We start from the raw sequence: 19,701 nt of genomic DNA on the forward strand, positions 1-19,701 counted from the left end.
TTGTGAACACAAGCCTCTAGAAAGGAGGTGATCCAGCCGCACCTTCCGATACGGCTACCTTGTTACGACTTCACCCCAGTCATGAACCCTGCCGTGGTAATCGCCCTCCTTGCGGTTAGGCTAACTACTTCTGGCAAAACCCACTCCCATGGTGTGACGGGCGGTGTGTACAAGACCCGGGAACGTATTCACCGCGGCATGCTGATCCGCGATTACTAGCGATTCCAGCTTCACGTAGTCGAGTTGCAGACTACGATCCGGACTACGATGCGTTTTCTGGGATTAGCTCCCCCTCGCGGGTTGGCAACCCTCTGTACGCACCATTGTATGACGTGTGAAGCCCTACCCATAAGGGCCATGAGGACTTGACGTCATCCCCACCTTCCTCCGGTTTGTCACCGGCAGTCTCTCTAGAGTGCTCTTGCGTAGCAACTAGAGACAAGGGTTGCGCTCGTTGCGGGACTTAACCCAACATCTCACGACACGAGCTGACGACAGCCATGCAGCACCTGTGTCCACTTTCCCTTTCGGGCACCTAATGCATCTCTGCTTCGTTAGTGGCATGTCAAGGGTAGGTAAGGTTTTTCGCGTTGCATCGAATTAATCCACATCATCCACCGCTTGTGCGGGTCCCCGTCAATTCCTTTGAGTTTTAATCTTGCGACCGTACTCCCCAGGCGGTCAACTTCACGCGTTAGCTACGTTACTGAGAAAATGAATCCCCAACAACTAGTTGACATCGTTTAGGGCGTGGACTACCAGGGTATCTAATCCTGTTTGCTCCCCACGCTTTCGTGCATGAGCGTCAGTCACGTCCCAGGGGGCTGCCTTCGCCATCGGTATTCCTCCACATCTCTACGCATTTCACTGCTACACGTGGAATTCTACCCCCCTCTGACGCACTCTAGCCTTGCAGTCACAAGCGCAATTCCCAGGTTAAGCCCGGGGATTTCACGCCTGTCTTACAAAACCGCCTGCGCACGCTTTACGCCCAGTAATTCCGATTAACGCTCGCACCCTACGTATTACCGCGGCTGCTGGCACGTAGTTAGCCGGTGCTTATTCTTCCGGTACCGTCATCCACGCCAGGTATTAACCAGCGCGATTTCTTTCCGGACAAAAGTGCTTTACAACCCGAAGGCCTTCTTCACACACGCGGCATTGCTGGATCAGGGTTGCCCCCATTGTCCAAAATTCCCCACTGCTGCCTCCCGTAGGAGTCTGGGCCGTGTCTCAGTCCCAGTGTGGCTGATCGTCCTCTCAGACCAGCTACTGATCGTCGCCTTGGTGGGCCTTTACCCCACCAACTAGCTAATCAGACATCGGCCGCTCCTGCTGCGTGAGGCCTTGCGGTCCCCCACTTTCACCCTCAGGTCGTATGCGGTATTAGCTAATCTTTCGACTAGTTATCCCCCACAACAGGGTACGTTCCGATGTATTACTCACCCGTTCGCCACTCGCCGCCAGACCGAAGTCCGCGCTGCCGTTCGACTTGCATGTGTAAGGCATGCCGCCAGCGTTCAATCTGAGCCAGGATCAAACTCTTCAGTTCAATCTCTGTGTGGTGCCGAAGCACCTCGCTCTTTCGAGCGGTCGCTCACTCTCAGAAAACTGACTGGCCAGGCTCCGAAGAACCCAACCAACATGTTTTACTGTGCGAGCACTGATAACTTTTGAAGCATCACAGCGACCGAAGTCACCGTGGCGTTCGCCATCAAGCGCCCACACTTATCGGTTGTTTGATTGTTAAAGAACCTCAGCGCCCGGCTTTGCCGGTTCGCTGTCGCTGCCTCGCTGACGTTGCCGTCATTTCGTTGCAGCGGAGAAACGAGATTATGCAGAGCATTCAGCGTTTCGTCAACAGTTTTTGCAGAACTTTTTTCTGCCGGTCAGCGCTGCATTCCCTCGCAACCCCAACCCACTGCCGCCCCGCAACCCTTGTCGCTGCTGCGTTTGCAGCGCGTTTCGTGTTGCGAGGGGGCGAATAGTACGGGACACCCACGGGGTTGGCAAGCACTTTCTGAAAATATCTAAAAAGGCTCTTCCAAAGCCTGACTGGCTATCGCCAAAATCATCGGCTCAACGGCAAATGCGTCATATATATAGAGGCATGTGACACCATGGATTCAGCCGCCGGATTCCCCGATACGGAATTCCGGCGAAAGTGGAGACAACTAGATGAGCATTCGTATCGTCAGGCTTGGCACACCCCGCGCAGCGGATGAAGGCCTGCGCATCGGTACCGTGAGACGGCCACCGCGAGGTGTCCCCAAGGCGGAGTTCGCCAGCAGGGACTATTACGATGTGTGGTACCCGGTACTTTCACCCTCCGCCGATCTAGTCGCGGAAGCGCAAGCAGCGACAGACGACAAGGCTTGGCGCGCATTCGACAGACATTTCCGGTCGCAGATGGCCGAACCAGACGCGAGTCGCACCTTGGATCTGCTGGCGGCGCTATCCCATCGGACCAATTTCTCACTCGGCTGCTATTGCGAGAACGAGGCCCATTGCCACCGGTCGATCCTGCGAGACCTGCTGGCTAAGCGCGGCGCCGATATCGCCTGAGTGTGATCGGCCTCGGGCTATGATGCGAAGCTTCGTCGGTGGAACGGCGAAGCCTTCTTACCGCCACTTTTCTCGCCGATGGCACTGAACCTCGTCTGGCTCGGATTCTTTCTCGTTTCTTTTGTCGCCGCATGTGTGCGGTTGATTGGTGGCGACACCGCGGTGTTTCCAGCCATGCTGGCCAGCCTGTTCGACAGCGCGCGCACTGCCTTCGAGATTTCACTTGGGTTGGCCGGAGTGATGAGCCTGTGGATCGGCATCATGCGCGTCGGCGAGCGCGCCGGCGCCGTGGATATGTTCGCCCGACTGGTGAATCCACTATTGCGCCACTTCTTCCCCGGCGTGCCGCAGGGCCATCCGGCGCAAGGCGCGATGATGATGAATATCTCCGCCAACATGCTGGGGCTCGATAACGCCGCCACGCCACTCGGGCTCAATGCGATGCGTGAGCTCCAGTCGCTGAATCGCCAGCCCAGCACCGCCACCAATGCGCAAATCATGTTCATTGTGCTGAACACGGCGGGGCTGACGCTGATTCCGACATCGGTGATCGCCATCCGACAGGCGATGGCTGTGAAACAGGGATTGGTTGGCTTCAATGCTGCGGATATTTTTCTGCCGACACTGCTGGCCACGGCGGTGTCTTGCCTGGCTGGATTGCTGGCCGTAGCGTGGGTCCAGCGGCTCAACCTGCTCAAACCCGCCGTACTGGTCACGTTTGGCCTCATCGGGGGCCTGCTTGGCGTCCTGTTCTTCTGGTTGCGACATGCTCCGCCAGATCAAGTCAGCAAGCTCACTGCCCTGGCCGGCAGTGGATTTATCCTTTCCCTGATCACCCTCTTCCTGGTCGTTGGAGCCCTGCGCCGCATCAATGTCTACGATGCGTTTATCGATGGCGCCAAGGAAGGGTTCGGCGTGGCGGTGCAGATCATTCCCTACCTGGTGGCCATCCTCGTTGCCATCGGCCTGTTTCGTGTAACAGGCTGCATGGATGTGGTGATGCAAGCGCTTACGAGTGTCTTTCAGTGGCTCGGCATGAATACCGATTTCGTGCCCGCCCTGCCCGTTGGGCTTATGAAGATCCTCTCCGGGGCCGGTGCAAGGGGACTAATGGTCGACGTGATGACAACCTACGGCGTCGACTCCTTCCAGGCACGGCTCGCAGCCATTATCCAGGGATCGACGGAAACCACCTTCTATGTGCTTGCGGTGTACTTCGGCAGCGTCAATGTGCGCAATACAAGGCACGCGCTAGCCTGCGCACTATTTGCTGACGGCGTTGGACTCGTTGCGGCTGTCTGGATTGCCTATCTTTTCCGCTAGCCGTTGTACGACCACAACGAGGTTGTGCGGTCATCGAACATCTCGCACAGGGACGCTTGGTGCGACGCAACAAGTCGTGTATAGTGAAGTCTGTCTCCTCCACCACCTCGGTGGATTCCAACCCGCGCATCACCTGCGCGGGTTTTTTTTGCCCAAAATTTGGGGAATCGTGGGTCAGCTGGGCTGTTTCCTTCTGTCCATATGAGGAATATGGAGAACGCACCGCCATGCACCGCGCATCCCGCTTGCGGTGCCACAATGCACGATTTACGCGCCAACCCCTGATTCAAATCAGATTTGTTGCGACGCAGCAAACAGGCAAGTACAGTGACATCGGTACTGACCCTGATACCACTCAGCCGCCCCCGCCTGCTCGATGCGCCCCGCCTTGCACTACCTCCGCTACTGGCCTGATGCCGCCTTTCTACGGCGCGGTGCAGTCTACGCGTTGTCATTTCTCACGCTCGCGGTACGGCCTGGCTGACTGGGGACACGGGCTACATCTGGTCGGCCACGGCATCCATCTGGACTTGCCTCGCCGACCGCCCCGGCACCGCTGCCGCCCGTATTCGTGGACTGGCAACTGTGGGTATTGGCGGCGCGGCCGTCAGTGTGATTGGCGCGAGCCTCCATGCTTCGCCGCTTGCAGCGCTGGCGTTCGTACTGGCCGCGGGTCTTATGGCAGGCTTGTCGGAGGTTCGCGGTCCCGCCACCGCGCTTTGGTTCAAGCTCCTTTACGTGGTGTTGATCGCCGCATGCCTGCAGCCTGCGTCGGGGCCATCCGCCTCCGCTCATGCCTGGATGGCCGGCTTGGATTTTCTTCGCGGCGGCCTGTTCGCCTGCGCGGTCAGTCTTGTGCTGATCCCCTCGGATCGCGAGACACGCCCACGGACCGAGATCATTGCTATCTACGACGCACTGCGACGGTTCGCAGTGGCGCTCGCAGAAGCAGGCTCGCTGGATATGACACCGCACAAGCAGGAGATTCGCCTGTGCATCGAAACGGCGCGCAGGGCGCTAGCCAGCCGGCGTGGCCTGGCCGATCCCGTTGCGCTCGTGCACTACGCCTACGCCATCGCGGTCGGCGATGCGATATTCGCGCTGTTGATTGTCGCCGGTGAATTGCGCGAAAGGCTGGGCGTCGGCCATGCGTTGCCACTAGCCTGCGCGGCTAGCCGCCTGACCGACATCCACGCTCAAGTTCTGCAAGCCCTGTCCTGCCACGGCCCGGACCTTCCCGCGCTGACGGCCGTGCTCTTCCGGGACCTGCGCGAACTGGCTGCCCGGCGTACCCATGCCAGCACGCCTCCGGCATATCAATCGGCCCTGGCAGCGCTTGCGCAGTTTCCTGCGTTCGATCGCTGGCGCGAGGGCTTCTCCTGGCCGAACAGCGGGTTCGCCGGCCTGATCGATCGCCTCGGTCTCATGCTCGCAGATCTGGCCGCGCGCGACACTCGCGTCACCCGGCACTCGGTGCGCCTTGCGCTCGCCGGCGGCCTGAGTCTTCTGCCCGCGCAAATTTGGCATGTCGATCACGGCTACTGGGTGGCCGTCACCGTGATCATGGTGTTGAGTCCGCGGCTGCAGACGACTCGCCAGATCTCGTTTTTGCGATTTGCCGGATCTCTGGCCGGTGCCCTGCTCGCCTGCGCGATCAGCCTGTGGCACCCAACGCCAGCGCCGGTGCTGGGACTAAGCGCCCTCTTCCTGGCGAGTGCCTATGCTGCGCGGCTGGCGGGCAACCCCGCGGGCTTTGCCTTCTGTCTCACACCAGCGGTCATTCTCTTCTCCTGGCTCGGTGAACCCACATCGAGCAGCAGCCAGGTCGCAGCGATGCGAGGGCTCGATACCGCGATCGGGTGTCTGATCGCACTGGCTAGCTATTACATACTGGCACCGCGTGCCGAGCTGTCGCGCGTCTTCCGCCACAGCATTGACGCGCTGGCGGTCAACGCCGTCTACCTGCGCGCGGCGAGCCGCTCCTCGCGCACACTCACGCCGTCCCATTTGCGGCTCGAGGCCCTGCGCGTAGCGGCGGGCCGTGCATCATCTCGCGCCGAAGCCACGCTGTCCCAGTCTGCCGGGGATCTCGCTTCCGATCTGACGGCGGCCCACACGTCGCTCCATGACACGGCGCGGCGCATGGCTTCCCTGGCCGGGCTGATTCGGGCCGGCGCGGAATCGGGAAGTGTCAACGAGCACCCGGGTCCTGCGGTTCAGGCCATGCTCTCGGAACTTGAGGTACGACTGGCGGAGGTTGCGGCACGACCAGGGCGGATTGATGCGATAGCCCCCTCCGCACCTGACAGGATCGGACCATCTCCACTCGCCACCACGGCATTCGAGCAGTTCCTGGTCGAACAAGCAGCGTACGCCAATGCCCACGTCGACAGCGCGCATCAAGCCGTTGCCCGGATGAGCGCACTGGCCTCTGCGCACGAGCACGGCGGCCGCTCCCGGCGAGGCAGCCTGCACGCCAGTTGATGTGATCGGCCAAAAGGAGAAATTCAGGCTCGCTCAGGGTTGCCGGACGGCTGCAGTTACCTATATTGAAAGGATATTCGCCGTTTCCCCGTTCCCGGCAAGACGAGGTGCGCCATGGTCGATATCACGTTCCCGAACAGCAACCCGACATACTGTGGCACTAGTCTGACGCTCTCCTGCCCGGCGACCGTCAACGGCAATCGTTCGCAGTATTCGGTCACGGCCGAGGCGCTTGAGGCCTATTGCGGCGCGCGCTCCCCGCGCGAAGAGGATCTGGTGCGCGCCTTTACGAACAACCGCGCGCGCATCGAGCAACTGGCGCACAGCATGTTCGAACTGACCGAAGCGCGCGAGATCATGCTGCGTGGCGGACACTTCCGCTTCGCCGGCTGAACGTTCGCGCGCCTGCCTTGTTACTGCTCTGACGACGTCCCGCGCACGAGCAAGACCGGCATGGTCGACTGACGAATCACGGCTTCGGCAACGCTGCCGAGCACGAGCCTGCGCACGCCGCGTCGGCCGTGTGTACCGATGACGAGCAAATCGCCGCCCCACTCACTGGCCGCGGCGTTGATCGACCCAGCTATGTCCCCGGCCACGGCAGGTTCCGTGACGAGTTGCGTCTCGAACTTCACCCCAGCATCGCCGAGCAACTTGCTGGCCGCCTCGAGGGCCCGAGTGCCACTTTCCACGAAAGCGCGTTCGATCTGCGACGGATCGTAGTACCCGGCGTCGAACAGCACCATGGCATTGTCGACGACGTAGAGCGCGAGAATCGTCGCCCCGCTGCCCCCCGCCACACGAATCGCCTCCTGCAATGCCAGATCCGAGGTGCTGCTTCCATCCACCGCCACCACGATCTTGCTGTAAGCCTTGCTCGCCATTGCATTGCCCTCCAGTAAAGAGATGAATTTTCATACTACACGTGGCGCGTGCCTCACGTGACGGCGTGATTCTGAAATCGTTCGCTGTCGTTTGCCACGACAAGCCGCAGCGAAACTCTTTCAAATTCAAGACGTTAGACGGCTCTCGCCAATCATTGAGCGGTCATGGTTTGCCAAGTTTCATCAGAGTTTGCGCACATCTTGCCACATCAGGCTAGAGTTATAAGGAATAGCGAGAAGCGGGCCGCGTGGTCTCGATCACACGCGCTAAGGGACTTCGATGAAGTTCGTTGATTTGTTGCTCGAAGAGTGCGGCGGTACGCCATAGACATTGTGAATAGCCCCTGCCATGCCAATGGCGCATGACTCTCGCAACCGAACTGACACGGAATACGGAGTACGACTAGCAAGAGGCGAAGGGTGGGAGCGAAAGCCACGCGGCCCCAAGCCTCCCAAGTGCGTCCTAGTAGCGTGCTCCGCCAAGTTCGCCATCGATTTTTCGTACAATTTCAGCCCCAAGTGCTACTGCACGATCAAACGAGCACTCTTCTCTTTCGAGCCACCGAGTCTTAGTTCGATCCACAGTAGAAGCCACTGCCGGATAGACTTTTGCAAGAGCATCACAAACGCGCTGACGCGCATCCTCGGGAATGAGCCAAGGTCTCCAGCACAACATGACTCGAAACATCGATGTGCCATTAGTGTCTGGATTAATGTGTCTAATGTATAGATACAGAGGCCATGCGCCGTCAGTTTTTGGCATCGACTGGTCGGACGGAAGTTGATAGGCTGCACGAACGCGCGCGTACTCATGTACCTCCCAGTCGTTGTCCAAGGTCGAAAACTCTTCTGCAAGCTTCGTGTGCAACCGCTGCAAAGGTGTCAAGTCGAGTAGGGAATCAACTGCAGACTCGTACTGGCGGTAGAAGCGCAGGAGCTGGCCTTCAACACTGTCAGGAGACATCAGTGTCGGCGTCCAAGACTCAGGCTGCCCAAGCTCCTTCGCAACGTCAGCAAATTGCTTTACAAGAGTGGGATACCGTACTGCAATGTCAACGGCAAGCTTAGTCACGATCTTCATCGACTCCGACTCCCATCCTGTCTGGCGACGGCAGTAGGAAAGCAATAGCGCGGCGCTCTGATTTCCCCGTTCGACAGAAAACTCCGCTCGCTTTCCGGCAGGCTTCAACCATTCGTAGTTCAATCTGACCCAACGCCGGTCAAAGTCCTGTGCACCACTCTCATCATCATCATTAACGAGGTAATCGCGATCCAGCGCCACAAATACCACGGAGAACTCGCGAAAGGCTGGGCGCGTCAGTAGCGTTCGCTGAACGCTCTCAAGATACCCTTCAAGTTGTCCCGTGCGGAAGCGCGTTCCGGCCTTGTTTTCAACAACAATGAGCAAGCGATTGGCTTGGTCAACTACAAGGAGATCCAATCGCCTAGCGCCGCCATCTCCATCAATCCGTGGTAGCGTGTACTCGCGGTAACAAAAAGCTGTTGCAAAACTCGTCGTAAGAACCCGAGCCGGAGTCCACTGCCGAATGAAGTCACGGCTCAACCCTTTCCCTGCCACGCGATCTCCAGGCTCCACATCTGAGGCGGCCCCGTAAAGAGCAACCAGGAAGTCTTTAAGAATTGCGTCCCCTTGACCGTGTCCCTCCCTTGCATTGAAGCACCATGCCAGTAAGTCTGAGTGCTGGTTTTCACGCGGCGTCAGTAGATCCAACTGACCTTGCCCCTGTTCCACGAATCCCATAACCGAGGGAATTAGGCAGCCCGGTGTTGCTGAGCTGCGGACCAGTTTTTCTCGAACGTCATGGGGCTGACGTAGCCCAGCGTCGAGTGGAGTCGGCTGGCATTATAAAAGCCAAGCCAGTCAATTACCTCGTCCATTGCGGCGCGGCGGGTAGCGAACTGGCGACCGTGCAGGCGAGCGACCTTCAACGACCCCCACAGACTCTCAGTCGGCGCGTTGTCCCAGCAATCGCCCCTGCGGCTCATTGACGAGCGCATGCCATACGCCTTCAGGGCGTCTTGAAACAGATGGCTGCAATACTGGCTTCCCCGGTCGGTGTGCACAATCACACCGGCTTCCGGGCGGCGCCGGAACCAGGCCATGCGCAGCGCGTCCGTGACCAATTCGGCCTTCATGTGTGGTTGCATCGACCAGCCAACCACCTGCCGGCTGAACAGGTCGATGATGACCACCAGGTAGAGCCAGCCTTCGGCGGTCGCCACATAGGTTATGTCGCTCGTCCAGACTTGATTGGGTGCTGCTGGGCTAAAGTCGCGTTGCAGCAGATTGGGGGCCACCGGCAAATCGTGGTTCGAGTTGGTTGTCGCGATGTACTTGCGCTTGTGGCGGGCACGGATGCCGTGCAGCGCCATCAGCTTGCGAACACGCTCCTTGCCCACCCGCACCCCACGCGCCAGCAGTTCCTTCCACATGCGCGGCCAGCCGTACTCCCCCTTGACCCCGGCGTGAATCGCCTTGATGTGGGCCAACAAGGCATCGTCACTGAGTCGGCCTCTATCTGGCCTGTCGGTGCTTACTGTGCGTTGCTTGCGCTGGTGATAGCCGCTGGGGCTGACCCCTAACAGCTCACACAGGACCGAGACCGGCCAGTAACGTCGGTTTCGCTCGATGAACGCATACCTCACACCGACTCCTTCGCAAAGTATGCTGCGGCTTTTTTTAAAATATCGCGCTCCATCTTCAAGCGCGCCACCTCCGCCCGAAGCCGGGCCAGCTCCATCTGCTCCGGGCTGACCGGCTTCATACCCGCACCAGTCAGCTTGCCTTCCCGCTCCGCCTTGACCCAGTTATGCAGCGTCTGCGCTCTGATGCCCAGGGTCGCGCTAACCACTGCCATGCTCTGCCCGCTCTTCACCAGCCGTACCGCTTCCAGCTTGAATTCCAGCGTGTACTGCGCCCGCTTTGTCTTGCTTGTCATCACATCTCTCCTTGCTTCAGTTTAACCTCAGCAAGGGATTCGTTTTGCGGGGGCAAGCTCAAACAAGTCATCGCTACTCTTCGATAACTCCAAAAGCTCAACGAGCTTAGGATCGGAGCAAAATTCTGTAAGTTCGCTGCTAATTAGCATCTCTAACCTTGGGTATTTTTCGACTGACGTCTCATCAATAAAGGCATTGCGATCAACCTGTATGCCCTCGTTACATCCTCAAGCTGAATTCCTAGCTGTTTAACTCGCACGCTTGACCAGTTGTCCGGTCCAGTCCAAAAATCGGATTTGCGCTCACAGATCATTGCGAGTTCGGCATCTATATGCCGCAATGGAATAGCTGCCTCCGCCCAGATCTTTGCCAGTTGTGCCTCTCGGTCTAGGCTACGCTCTATTCCGCGAGTCCTATCCCTGTAATAGAGTTTCGTCTCCAGTAATGCTAAGGAAATCGCCTGTAGCGCTCGATCTTTGAGCTCACGCCTATCTTTCGACAGGGTCGCAATCGGCCCCAACAGGCTGATCAGTCGTTCCACAACAAATTCCAGCATTCTTAGAATCCTCCAATAGGGCTAGGCGGCGGCGCGTAGATAGCAAACAATATTCTTACTAACGACACAACGTTTAATTTCTTTACCGCCGGTTCTGAATTGCACCCCAATTGACCGCATCGGAGAGATTTTAAATTGCTAGCCATCCGCTATCGGATGCATCTGCTTTCGCCATAACTATTTCTTGGAAATGAACCATGCAGCAATACGGCAGGCCGTTTGCACCGGCAGCAACACTCATACAACCCAGGCATCCTAGGACAAGATATCGGTGATCCGATTCTCCCCACCCGGCGACGTGATGAAGCGCAGATGACCGCGACTAGCCATTTCCTTCACTAAGGGCATGAAGTTCTTGTAGATCGTCCGGGAGACATCGAAGCTTGGGTCGAGCTCTTTCATCTTGTTATTGGCCGTTGACACATTTACGGGCAACTTGCTGCGCTCGATGTTGCGCAGAGCTTTGACGAAAAGGTTCTCAATAGCGTCATCAAACGTCCGAATCTTAGCCTGCGCGAAGTCTTCCAGGAACAACATGGTGTCGAAGGCCTTAGCAAGAATGGCTCGGTCCTTGTCCTTGCGACGGCATGCTAGCCAAACCTCCTTCCCATATTTTCGGAGCCGATCGCCGATGACGGTAAAGTCAGAGTCGCTGGTAAGGAAGCAGTAGCGATCGATCCTTGGGTTCCCGAGGTAGAGGGTTTCGAACGCATCAAGGCTAATGCACAGATCTGCGCGATTCTTCTCGACGCCAATTTTTGGGGTATCGATCAACGTAAAGTTGTGATCGATCAGCTGTTCTTTAAGCGCCTTCTTCGCGTTGCCTTGACTACCATAAGCCGCCTTAATGACGAAGATGCAATTATGGTCATCCTCTGCAAGGAGTAGAGCGCTCATCAAATCCTCGAGCGCAAAATCGATCGATGCAACGTTCTCCATATCGACATAAACTGCAATGTTGAGAACCTGTTTCTTCATGGCATTGGCAGCTGTTGCGAGTTGAACTGAAAGAATCATATCAGCGCCTGTCAGGATCCGATATGGCACCCCCCCTCTTTCCGGGGGCGGTCGATGATGGCGTCCTGGCCAGGGCTATAATTGCGCGCTTAGCGCTGATGGCCTACAAGAAACGTCCAGTAAGCCGAGGCCTTTGAGCCTTTGGCACGATTAGTACCAGCTCATCAACATCGCTCGGTTATCGGAACCTAGGATAGAAGCATATGGTCACGTGGTCACACTCTGTCTCCATACCCATCAAAACAGAGTTCGAGGTGGGGGCTGCATCGAACGAAGAAGCGACCGGTTCCAAAAACCTTCCACGTCTGAAGGACCGGATCACTGAGGAGCTGGTTATCGGCCTAGTGGGACCAGTGGGATCGGGATGCACCACGACAGGCGCACAGATCGCGACAATACTGGAGCGCGACTACGGCTACAAAGTTTATCGTCATAAGCTGAGCGACTTGATTGTTAGTCACGCCCACCTAACGGGAGAGAAATTTGATGATAACCACCGTGGGGCCGATCGCATCAGTCAACTGCAACGTATAGGCGACAATCTTCGTCGACTGTGCGGACATGGTTACTTAGCAGCAAAAGCAATCGAAAGAATTGCTCAACTGCGCATGGAATTCGGATTCGGCAAAAGTCTTGATGGACTAGATGTGCCGCTGAGCGTCAGAACGGTACATATCATCGACTCGCTCAAGAACCCAAATGAATTGCGCCTACTCCGCGATACATATGGCGGCATGTTCTGGCTATTCGGGGTCTTCGCACCAGAAAGCGTGCGCAAGGACCGGCTGGAGCACCACCAACGCTTGGATCCAGAGAGCCTACAGGCAATCATCAAGCGCGACTATAGCGAAGCTGAGAAGCATGGCCAAAGCGTAAGAGACGTGTTCCACCAAGCTGATTTTTTCGTCCGAAACGATCAGTCAAACGAGGGGATGCTCACACTCGTCTTGAATCGCTATTTGGAGATCCTCTTCGGCTACCCTGTCCACACGCCGAATTCGGACGAATCAGCGATGGCGGCAGCTCATGCTGAGGCGAGCAAGTCGGCCTGCTTGTCACGGCAAGTGGGAGCTGCAATTGCCAGTCCTCTAGCAGGCTGCTGAAGTACTAGCCGCATAAAAGCGAAGCTTCCCTCTGCAAGGCTGATGGGCTCGCTATTTTTCACAATCCGGAAGCTGATCGTCACTTCACCGACTTTTTCGTTGATTTGGCGACCGTTTCCGGCCTCATTGCCGCGATTACTGCAACTGCGGACGGATTTGTCCCAGCGAACGCATGCGCACGAGGTTGTAGGCGGCCATGCTCAGCACAAACATTTGATCGACCTTCTTTAGTCCGCGCACCATCACCTGGCGCATGCGCCCAACGGTCTTGGCCCATCCAAAGCCTTGTTCAATCAGCTTGCGCTTCTGCTGTGAGATGGCATAACCCTTGGTGCCTGCAATGGCGTCGGGAACGGCCGAGCGGCGGCCAGAGGTGTTTTGTGCGACGTGCGGCGTCACCTTCAACTCCAGGCAGGCTTGAATGAACTCGTGCGCGTCGTAGCCCTTGTCCGCACCCACGGTGACTTCCACATTCAGGTCCTCAATCACCTGCCTGGCATCGTTGAGCATGACCTTCGCGGCCTCGCGCTCGGCGTGTCCGTCCGCATTGGTCACCATGGCGCTCACCACCAGGCCGTGGCGGTTGTCGCTCAGGGTATGACCCATGTAACGCAGTTCACTGGCGGTTTTGCCCTTGCGGTACAGCTTGGCATCGGGATCGGTTTTGGACTCGTGCGTCTCGTTGCTGCGCTTTTCACCCTTGAAGTCAGCACCGTCGTTATCGTCTTGGTCGTCGCCATCCTTGCGTACAAAGCTCTTGTGGCCAGCCCACGCCTTAATCAACGTGCCGTCGACGCTGAAGTGCTCGCCCGACAGCCAGTCCTTCTTCTGCGCGATGGCCAGCACTTCGTTGAAGAAGTCGATCACAGCATCGTGCTTGATCAGCCGTTCCCGGTTCTTGCTGAAGACGCTGGGCACCCAGACCACATCATCCATCGCCAGGCCAATGAACCAGCGAAACAGCAAGTTGTAGTGCGTCTGTTCCATGAGCTGGCGCTCCGACCGGACGCTGTAGAGCACCTGCAGCAGCATGGCCCGCAGCAACTTCTCCGGCGCGATGCTGGGCCGGCCACCCTTGATATCGGCCTCGTACATTTGCGCGAACAGCCGATCCATCTTCGCCAGCGCCTGGTTCGCCATGGTGCGGATCGCGCGCAGGGGGTGGGACTTCGGCACGAAATCTTCCAGCCGCCGCATGGTGAACAAACTTTCGGTGAAGGTGTCAGCGCCGCGCATGAACGTGGGATTGTATGGAGTCCTCAGATTAACGATTCAGCAAGTCGTCGCGCTGACGTTCGCTGCCGGTATTTCAGCAGCCTGCTAGGAGAAATCATCGGGCTCGGACGTAACGACGTCCCACGTTTCAGCGGTGGACTGTACGACGAAGATGACAGGGAACACGATCATCGATGTTTCAAGTGGATGGGGCACTGCTGTCACAACGACGACAAGAAGAATCTGCTCTACCAACAGATCGCCAAGAAGCTTATCGACAAAGGCCTTGTGGCAAACGCCGCACTAACGAATAGTGTGATCGAGGCATTAAAGGAGACGGATGTCAGATCGTTAATTGAGTATTCAAGGGCCGTGCATGCGGAGATGGATGCCATCATCTCAGTTGCCCGCGCCAACAAGGCCGGCCTGAATGGGGGAACCCTTTACGCCACAACATTCCCTTGTCATTCTTGCGCTCGACACATTGTTGCAAGCGGCATTACGAAGGTACTGTACATCGAGCCCTACCCGAAAAGCTTGGCCCTCGATCTTCATCGCGATGCTGTCTCTGATGATGAAGCGTACAAGTCATCAAAGGTGGTGTTCCTGCAGTATTCAGGCGTTGCGCCGCGGAACATGCTCACATTCTTCAGTGCGAGATTGACACGGAAGACGAGCGATGGAAAACTAATCGAGTTTGACAAGCGTACGGCGAAGCCGTTGGTCGCTGTATCGCTAGATGACTTTCCAACCCATGAGAAGTTTGTGGTCGCCGAATACGCGGAACATGAAAAAAACGCCACATCCGGAACCCAGGCAGCTCTCTTTGAATCTTGACGCTCCCGCTGAAGGGGTGCATACCGCCCCTTTCCGTAGCGCAAGGTCGGCAACTGTCCTCAATTTTCCTCGCCGCAGCCCTACAACGGCCTTCCAGGAGGCCGTTATCGAGTCACTGGTTCGCACTCGAGTCATTGTCAAATAGCAGAGTAGCGGGCGCGCTGCCGGGTGGGTCCGCTGCAAGTCCTGTGCGCTCGGGCTGTTGTTAGATTGCGACATCACCGATGTCTTTCAGGCTGCGGGCGGTTTAATACAGGCCTGCATCAAGCTCACCTGCATCCATACCGCTAGGCGCAGGCTCATAGACGACAACCGCCATGCGGCCGAGATTTTTGCCTTGCGGACGGATATAGGGCCTACGCCAAAATGGGTCCGGAACTACCTGACGGAGCTACAGGACTGCTTGGAACATCTACGGGTTCTGTTCCTTCAGCGCGGCTGACATACCCATATAAGGCTGCCGTTGCACAGGACTTCGCTACTTCGGCGACCTTTTCGAGTTCAGCGGAACGCCTTTCACCTCCTGAACGTTACGGTCCCACCCCTGCCGTGCCAATCGCAACAGAAAGAGAAAGCCCATTCGACTTGGCCCGCTTCCCTCGAAGAGCCCCTCCGTGGCATAGTCTGGCTCCGAGATGAAAGAACAAATTCGACAAATTCTGTCCGACGGACAGCCTCGAAAGGCGCGAGAGCTGGCAGTGGCGCTCAGCATAGAAACTACGTCGGTCAACCAGTTTCTATATCGGAACTTGGACACGTTCACGAAGAATGCGGACCACCGCTGGACGCTTGCTTCCCTCTCTGAATTGGTTGTCGAATTTCCTGACACGGAATGGCTGGAATGCGATCACTTTGAGGACGCTTTGTCCGCGGTCGAATCACCGCTTGAGTCATCCGCGCCTATAGTCGTGTTACGGCTGCAGCCGGATACAAAGGTAATGCTAGATGCGATTGCCCGCTTTCTCGCCCTTTGCAATCAGCTAGTAGTCGCAGGAAAGACGGTCGTCCTTGACTTCAGCGGCTGCAAGAACACGTCAAGTTACTTGGATCGATTGGGCTTTTATGAGCACTTGAAGCCTGAGGTCGAAGTTCTTCCTCAACGCCCAAGCAAGTCCCGAGCAGCCGCATACCGCGGACAAAGCAGTCGACTCGTTGAGCTGGCCGCCATATCTGTTGACGAGCCTGACGAAGACATACCTGATCGATTGCACCAGGTGCTTGAACAGCAGTATGAGAACAATGCTCCTGTAGGGCTGCATACCATCCTTACTGAGCTGTTTTCGAATGTGCACGAACACTCCCAATCCAAGCTGCCTGGCTTTGCTGCGTTGCAGTTGTACAAGGGAAGAAAGCCCCATATTCGCACCGTTTTTTCCGATAGCGGCAAAGGTATCCTGGCAACAATCAAGCCCGCCCTCACAAAGACTTTGCGGACCGAGTTGGGGGCCGAGACGGACGACATGACCCCCGACTTGGGGATCGCTCTGATCGAACGCCTTTTCACCCAAGGCGGCATCAGCCGCTTCCGCAAAGGGGGGCGTGGACTTGGGCTAAGGAATACCGGAAGATTCGCCGATAAGTTCGCCGGCAGCATCACTGTGCGACAGGACACTTATGAAGTGACTATTCACTTCGGCGGGGATGAGCACGAATTTGCGGCAAGAACCGGGCTGAACAAGCTTGAGGGTACTCACATCTGCGTTAAATTCGAGTTGACGCGCTGGCTCAAACCTCATTAAATTAGCAAAATGAACCAGACCGCCAACCGCGTCCAGATTCGCTTGCTCGATCTGACGGACAGAGCGCGCCCCTTTGGGAACATCCAGGGGAAGGCCGTTTTCCGAGCCATCTGCGAGATCGCGGACTCCCAACCCACCCTCACAATTTTCGACATATCTCTGGAAGGAATCGAAGCAACGGATGCTTCTTTCCCCCGGGAGAGCGTCATTTCGGCAGCTAAGCACTACCGCGGCCAGCACGGCTTTTTCCTGACAGGATTAGTAGATCGCGACCTTGTCGACAATTGGAAGTATGCGGCGCAAGCGAAACAGCAGCCGCTAGTTATCTGGCGCGGCGACAGCTTTGAAGTGATCGGGCCGGACCTAACGGCGTCTGCCGAAGAGCTTCTGAACTATGTACTGACACATAGAGAGGTTGGCACCGCGCAAGTGGCACAAGACCTGAATATTTCTGTTCCGAATGCCAGTACTCGCCTGAAGAGGCTCGTAGATGGTGGCTTCTTGCTGCGCCGAGACGACATCGCCGATACAGGCGGCGTGGAATACCGATACCTCGCGATCAGATGATCTGCTTAAACAGCTTGCTTTAATCAGAAGAAGCAGCTAAGATGCCTCCTAACTGCTTAACGCGCCATAGTGCAGCGCACGTTAAACAGGATCATTTAATGAGAAATCTTCGCGAGCTTCGACATGAACGATACAAACAACCCCGCGCATGACGCGCACCATGGTGCGTACTCCCTCCTGGTAGCCCAGGATGGTATGAACTTCATCAAGATCGAAATAGACGACCCCGTCCCGCTCGGACGGCAAGTTCTTACGGCCGCCGGCATGCACGGCGACGACAACTACAGCCTATTCAACATCCTAGAATCGGGCGATTTCGAAGATGTCCGTCTCGACGAGCAGATCGACCTGCGTCGTCCCGGCGCGGAGCGGTTTATTGCTTTCAAGTCTGACCGGAACTTCAAGCTAACGGTAAACGGCAGCCAGGTGGTCTGGGGCCGCCCGACGATTTCCGGCGCGGACCTCTACGCGCTGTCCAAGCCTGCTGACGGCGAGGCCGTTTTCATGGTTGTGAGTGGCGGCGAGGACCGCCAGATTGAACGCGAAGACGATGTCGACCTCGCCGCCCCCGGGGTCGAGCGCTTTGAGAATGCGCCGAAGCGCCACCCAAAGGTAGTCATCATCGTCAACGGCACCAAGGAGGAGTTGCCCGCTCCGCTCGTTACGTTCGACCAGTTGGTGGCGCTCGCCTACCCCGGCCAGCCGCCGCAGCCGGGCATCACTTACTCCATCACGTACTACAAGGTGGCGTCTTACCCCCATCAGGGCCCGATGGCCCCGGGTGGTTCTGTCGAAGCTAAGAACGGGAGCATTTTCAATGTCGGCCGCACTATTCAATCGTAATTCGGACCTCAAGCGTCTGTGGGATGAGGGTTACCGCATGCGCGTGGAAGGCGGCAGCCTGGTGATGTTGAACGTACCGTATGTCAACGCAAAGGGCGAAGTTAAGGAGGGCAAGATCATCTCGCCGTTGCTTTTGGCTGGTGACGTCACCCAGAAGCCCGAGCCACACACCGTTCACTTCGAGGGAGAATTTCCCTGTGATGCAGGCGGCAAGCCGCTGCAGGCCATTTCCGCCTGTGGTGTTCCGGCCGATCTCCACGCGGTGGCACAGTACTATCTGTCGACGAAGCCCGATGCGAACGGCTACACGGACTACCACCAGAAGATGGCAACCTACGCTGCCATCATCTCTGGGCATGCGACTGTGCTGGATCGAGAGGCGAGTCCTCGTAAAGTTTGGCAGCCTCTGGACGACGAGGAAAGTGTCTTCAACTACGTTGAGAACGCTTCCGGTCGAGCGGGCATCGACAAGCTGACGGCTCTGCTGGCCGGGGACTGCGTGGCCATCATCGGCCTTGGCGGCACGGGCTCATACGTCCTTGATTTCGTCGCTAAGACGCCGGTCCGGGAAATCCGGCTTATCGACGGCGATGACTTCCTGCAGCACAACGCCTTCCGGGCCCCGGGTGCGCCAACGGCCGAGCAACTGCGTGAGGTGCCGAAAAAGGTCGACCATTTCCGTAGCATCTACGCCAACATGCACCGCGGCATAGCAGCCCACGCCGTCGCACTCGACGCCAGCACAGTAGGGCTGCTAACAGGGGTGACTTTCGCTTTCCTGTGTATGGACGCTGGCCATGGCAAGCGGATCGCCATCGATCAACTGGAAAGCCTTGGTGTTCCATTTGTCGACGTCGGCATGGGCCTGGAACTTTCGAACGGGACGCTTGGAGGAATACTGCGAACCAGCTTGAGCACCCCAGATTGTCGTGACATTGCTCGCAGCACGATTTCCTTCGATGAGCCGGATCGAGACGGCATCTACAGCTCAAACATTCAGGTTGCTGACTTGAATGCCATGAACGCGGTGATGGCGGTGATGAGATGGAAGCGCTACCGTAACTTTTACCGCGACTTCGAAGGTGAGTTTCACAGCTCGTTCACGACAGACGTGAACATGCTGCTCAACGGTGAGCCCAAATGATGCGATACAAGGAACTTGAGCCACGCTTTGTGACCACTGTTCCTCGGCAGCTTGAACCTGGCGTGCTGTACGTCTCCATGGAGTATGGCACCGTGGTTCATAGCTGCTGCTGCGGCTGTGGCGAGAAAGTCGTGACGCCGCTGACACCGACCGATTGGAGCATCACCTTCAACGGCGAATCGGTCTCGCTGTGGCCTTCAATTGGTAGCTGGAATCTGCCCTGCCAATCCCACTATGTAATTAAAGGCAATAGGGTGCTCGAGTCTGGCCGATGGAACCGACAGATGATCGATGCAGAGATCAGCCGGGACAACGAAGCGAAGGCGAAGTACTACAAGCGCACCGTCAGCAACGAAACAGAGCCGTCCCTCGCGCATCCCATCGACATCGAAACAGGTTCGCAAACGTATGCCCGTCAGAGCTTTTGGAAAACGATCCTTTCGCGGTTGCTTCGATAGTGAAT

17 protein-coding genes and 1 rRNA gene are annotated in these 19,701 nt (G+C 57.2%); 11 read left to right on the forward strand and 7 right to left on the reverse strand.

What is annotated here, in order from left to right:
• Positions 1-20 precede the first annotated feature (20 nt).
• A 16S ribosomal RNA gene (locus RMET_RS16800) occupies positions 21-1,552 on the reverse strand.
• Between the two features lie 626 nt (positions 1,553-2,178).
• Here RMET_RS16800 and RMET_RS16805 point away from each other — a divergent pair.
• From RMET_RS16805 to RMET_RS16820, 4 genes are all read left to right on the forward strand, one after another.
• On the forward strand, positions 2,179-2,565 hold the full coding sequence (locus tag RMET_RS16805) for a DUF488 domain-containing protein (RefSeq protein ID WP_011517786.1): 387 nt from the start codon (positions 2,179-2,181) through the stop codon (positions 2,563-2,565).
• A gap of 78 nt (positions 2,566-2,643) precedes the next feature.
• Positions 2,644-3,888, forward strand: a complete 1,245-nt coding sequence (locus RMET_RS16810; RefSeq protein WP_011517787.1) for a nucleoside recognition domain-containing protein — start codon at positions 2,644-2,646, stop codon at positions 3,886-3,888.
• A gap of 678 nt (positions 3,889-4,566) precedes the next feature.
• Positions 4,567-6,372, forward strand: coding sequence for an FUSC family protein (locus RMET_RS16815; RefSeq protein ID WP_409365167.1), 1,806 nt, complete (start codon positions 4,567-4,569; stop codon positions 6,370-6,372).
• A 114-nt stretch (positions 6,373-6,486) separates the two neighbouring features.
• The gene (locus tag RMET_RS16820) at positions 6,487-6,765 is read left to right on the forward strand and encodes a DUF1488 family protein (protein ID WP_011517789.1); all 279 of its coding nucleotides are present in this window, start codon (positions 6,487-6,489) and stop codon (positions 6,763-6,765) included.
• Positions 6,766-6,785: 20 nt separating this feature from the next.
• On the opposite strand, the gene RMET_RS16825 is transcribed toward RMET_RS16820, so the two are convergent.
• From RMET_RS16825 to RMET_RS16850, 5 genes are all read right to left on the reverse strand, one after another.
• A complete protein-coding gene (locus tag RMET_RS16825; RefSeq protein WP_011517790.1) occupies positions 6,786-7,256 on the reverse strand; it encodes a universal stress protein in 471 nt (156 codons plus the stop codon).
• A 463-nt stretch (positions 7,257-7,719) separates the two neighbouring features.
• Positions 7,720-8,988, reverse strand: a complete 1,269-nt coding sequence (locus RMET_RS31780) for a PDDEXK-like family protein (RefSeq protein ID WP_157139112.1) — start codon at positions 8,986-8,988, stop codon at positions 7,720-7,722.
• A gap of 41 nt (positions 8,989-9,029) precedes the next feature.
• A protein-coding gene (locus RMET_RS16835; protein ID WP_085960481.1) for an IS3-like element ISRme13 family transposase occupies positions 9,030-10,216 on the reverse strand; the annotation gives its coding sequence in 2 pieces (ribosomal slippage) (positions 9,030-9,961 and positions 9,961-10,216; 1,188 coding nt in all).
• A gap of 152 nt (positions 10,217-10,368) precedes the next feature.
• Positions 10,369-10,773, reverse strand: coding sequence for a hypothetical protein (locus RMET_RS16845; protein ID WP_011517792.1), 405 nt, complete (start codon positions 10,771-10,773; stop codon positions 10,369-10,371).
• Positions 10,774-11,028: 255 nt separating this feature from the next.
• The gene (locus tag RMET_RS16850; protein ID WP_011517793.1) at positions 11,029-11,790 is read right to left on the reverse strand and encodes an NYN domain-containing protein; all 762 of its coding nucleotides are present in this window, start codon (positions 11,788-11,790) and stop codon (positions 11,029-11,031) included.
• Between the two features lie 203 nt (positions 11,791-11,993).
• Here RMET_RS16850 and RMET_RS33625 point away from each other — a divergent pair, with 203 nt between their 5' ends.
• Positions 11,994-12,893, forward strand: a complete 900-nt coding sequence (locus RMET_RS33625; RefSeq protein ID WP_029310393.1) for a nucleoside/nucleotide kinase family protein — start codon at positions 11,994-11,996, stop codon at positions 12,891-12,893.
• 135 nt (positions 12,894-13,028) lie between these two features.
• Here the strand turns inward: RMET_RS33625 and RMET_RS16860 are convergent, their stop codons facing one another.
• On the reverse strand, positions 13,029-14,129 hold the full coding sequence (locus tag RMET_RS16860) for an IS5-like element ISRme1 family transposase (protein WP_011515952.1): 1,101 nt from the start codon (positions 14,127-14,129) through the stop codon (positions 13,029-13,031).
• On the opposite strand from RMET_RS16860, the gene RMET_RS16865 reads away from it, so the two are divergent.
• From RMET_RS16865 to RMET_RS16895, 6 genes are all read left to right on the forward strand, one after another.
• Positions 14,055-14,945 carry a deaminase gene (locus RMET_RS16865; protein WP_231138500.1) on the forward strand — a complete coding sequence of 297 codons (891 nt, stop codon included), beginning with the start codon at positions 14,055-14,057 and terminating at the stop codon, positions 14,943-14,945. The two genes, RMET_RS16860 and RMET_RS16865, sit on opposite strands and share 75 nt — an antisense overlap.
• Before the next feature lie 635 nt (positions 14,946-15,580).
• Positions 15,581-16,684 (forward strand): ATP-binding protein, encoded by a 1,104-nt coding sequence (locus RMET_RS16875; protein ID WP_011517795.1) that lies wholly within the window; start codon positions 15,581-15,583, stop codon positions 16,682-16,684.
• Between the two features lie 9 nt (positions 16,685-16,693).
• Entirely contained in the window at positions 16,694-17,251 is a 558-nt protein-coding gene (locus tag RMET_RS16880) for a MarR family transcriptional regulator (protein ID WP_011517796.1), read from the forward strand.
• 123 nt (positions 17,252-17,374) lie between these two features.
• Positions 17,375-18,094, forward strand: a complete 720-nt coding sequence (locus RMET_RS16885) for a multiubiquitin domain-containing protein (RefSeq protein WP_049799759.1) — start codon at positions 17,375-17,377, stop codon at positions 18,092-18,094.
• Positions 18,069-19,238, forward strand: coding sequence for a ThiF family adenylyltransferase (locus tag RMET_RS16890; protein ID WP_029309951.1), 1,170 nt, complete (start codon positions 18,069-18,071; stop codon positions 19,236-19,238). The genes RMET_RS16885 and RMET_RS16890 overlap by 26 nt, the downstream gene beginning before the upstream one ends.
• Positions 19,235-19,696, forward strand: coding sequence for a DUF6527 family protein (locus RMET_RS16895; protein WP_011517799.1), 462 nt, complete (start codon positions 19,235-19,237; stop codon positions 19,694-19,696). The genes RMET_RS16890 and RMET_RS16895 overlap by 4 nt, the downstream gene beginning before the upstream one ends.
• Positions 19,697-19,701 lie beyond the last annotated feature (5 nt).

The organism is Cupriavidus metallidurans CH34 (assembly GCF_000196015.1).
GTDB classification, from domain to species: domain Bacteria; phylum Pseudomonadota; class Gammaproteobacteria; order Burkholderiales; family Burkholderiaceae; genus Cupriavidus; species Cupriavidus metallidurans.

What these genes read in the sequence shown, in the direction of transcription:
- RMET_RS33625 (WP_029310393.1), top strand. Translation starts at nt 11,994, where the DNA reads ATGGTCACGTGGTCACACTCTGTCTCCATACCCATCAAAACAGAGTTC.
- RMET_RS16860 (WP_011515952.1), bottom strand. Translation starts at nt 14,129, where the DNA reads ATGCGCGGCGCTGACACCTTCACCGAAAGTTTGTTCACCATGCGGCGG.
- RMET_RS16820 (WP_011517789.1), top strand. Translation starts at nt 6,487, where the DNA reads ATGGTCGATATCACGTTCCCGAACAGCAACCCGACATACTGTGGCACT.
- RMET_RS16845 (WP_011517792.1), bottom strand. Translation starts at nt 10,773, where the DNA reads ATGCTGGAATTTGTTGTGGAACGACTGATCAGCCTGTTGGGGCCGATT.
- RMET_RS16825 (WP_011517790.1), bottom strand. Translation starts at nt 7,256, where the DNA reads ATGGCGAGCAAGGCTTACAGCAAGATCGTGGTGGCGGTGGATGGAAGC.
- RMET_RS16810 (WP_011517787.1), top strand. Translation starts at nt 2,644, where the DNA reads ATGGCACTGAACCTCGTCTGGCTCGGATTCTTTCTCGTTTCTTTTGTC.
- RMET_RS16890 (WP_029309951.1), top strand. Translation starts at nt 18,069, where the DNA reads ATGTCGGCCGCACTATTCAATCGTAATTCGGACCTCAAGCGTCTGTGG.
- RMET_RS16805 (WP_011517786.1), top strand. Translation starts at nt 2,179, where the DNA reads ATGAGCATTCGTATCGTCAGGCTTGGCACACCCCGCGCAGCGGATGAA.
- RMET_RS16815 (WP_409365167.1), top strand. Translation starts at nt 4,567, where the DNA reads ATGGCAGGCTTGTCGGAGGTTCGCGGTCCCGCCACCGCGCTTTGGTTC.
- RMET_RS16875 (WP_011517795.1), top strand. Translation starts at nt 15,581, where the DNA reads ATGAAAGAACAAATTCGACAAATTCTGTCCGACGGACAGCCTCGAAAG.
- RMET_RS16885 (WP_049799759.1), top strand. Translation starts at nt 17,375, where the DNA reads ATGAACGATACAAACAACCCCGCGCATGACGCGCACCATGGTGCGTAC.
- RMET_RS16850 (WP_011517793.1), bottom strand. Translation starts at nt 11,790, where the DNA reads ATGATTCTTTCAGTTCAACTCGCAACAGCTGCCAATGCCATGAAGAAA.
- RMET_RS16895 (WP_011517799.1), top strand. Translation starts at nt 19,235, where the DNA reads ATGATGCGATACAAGGAACTTGAGCCACGCTTTGTGACCACTGTTCCT.
- RMET_RS16880 (WP_011517796.1), top strand. Translation starts at nt 16,694, where the DNA reads ATGAACCAGACCGCCAACCGCGTCCAGATTCGCTTGCTCGATCTGACG.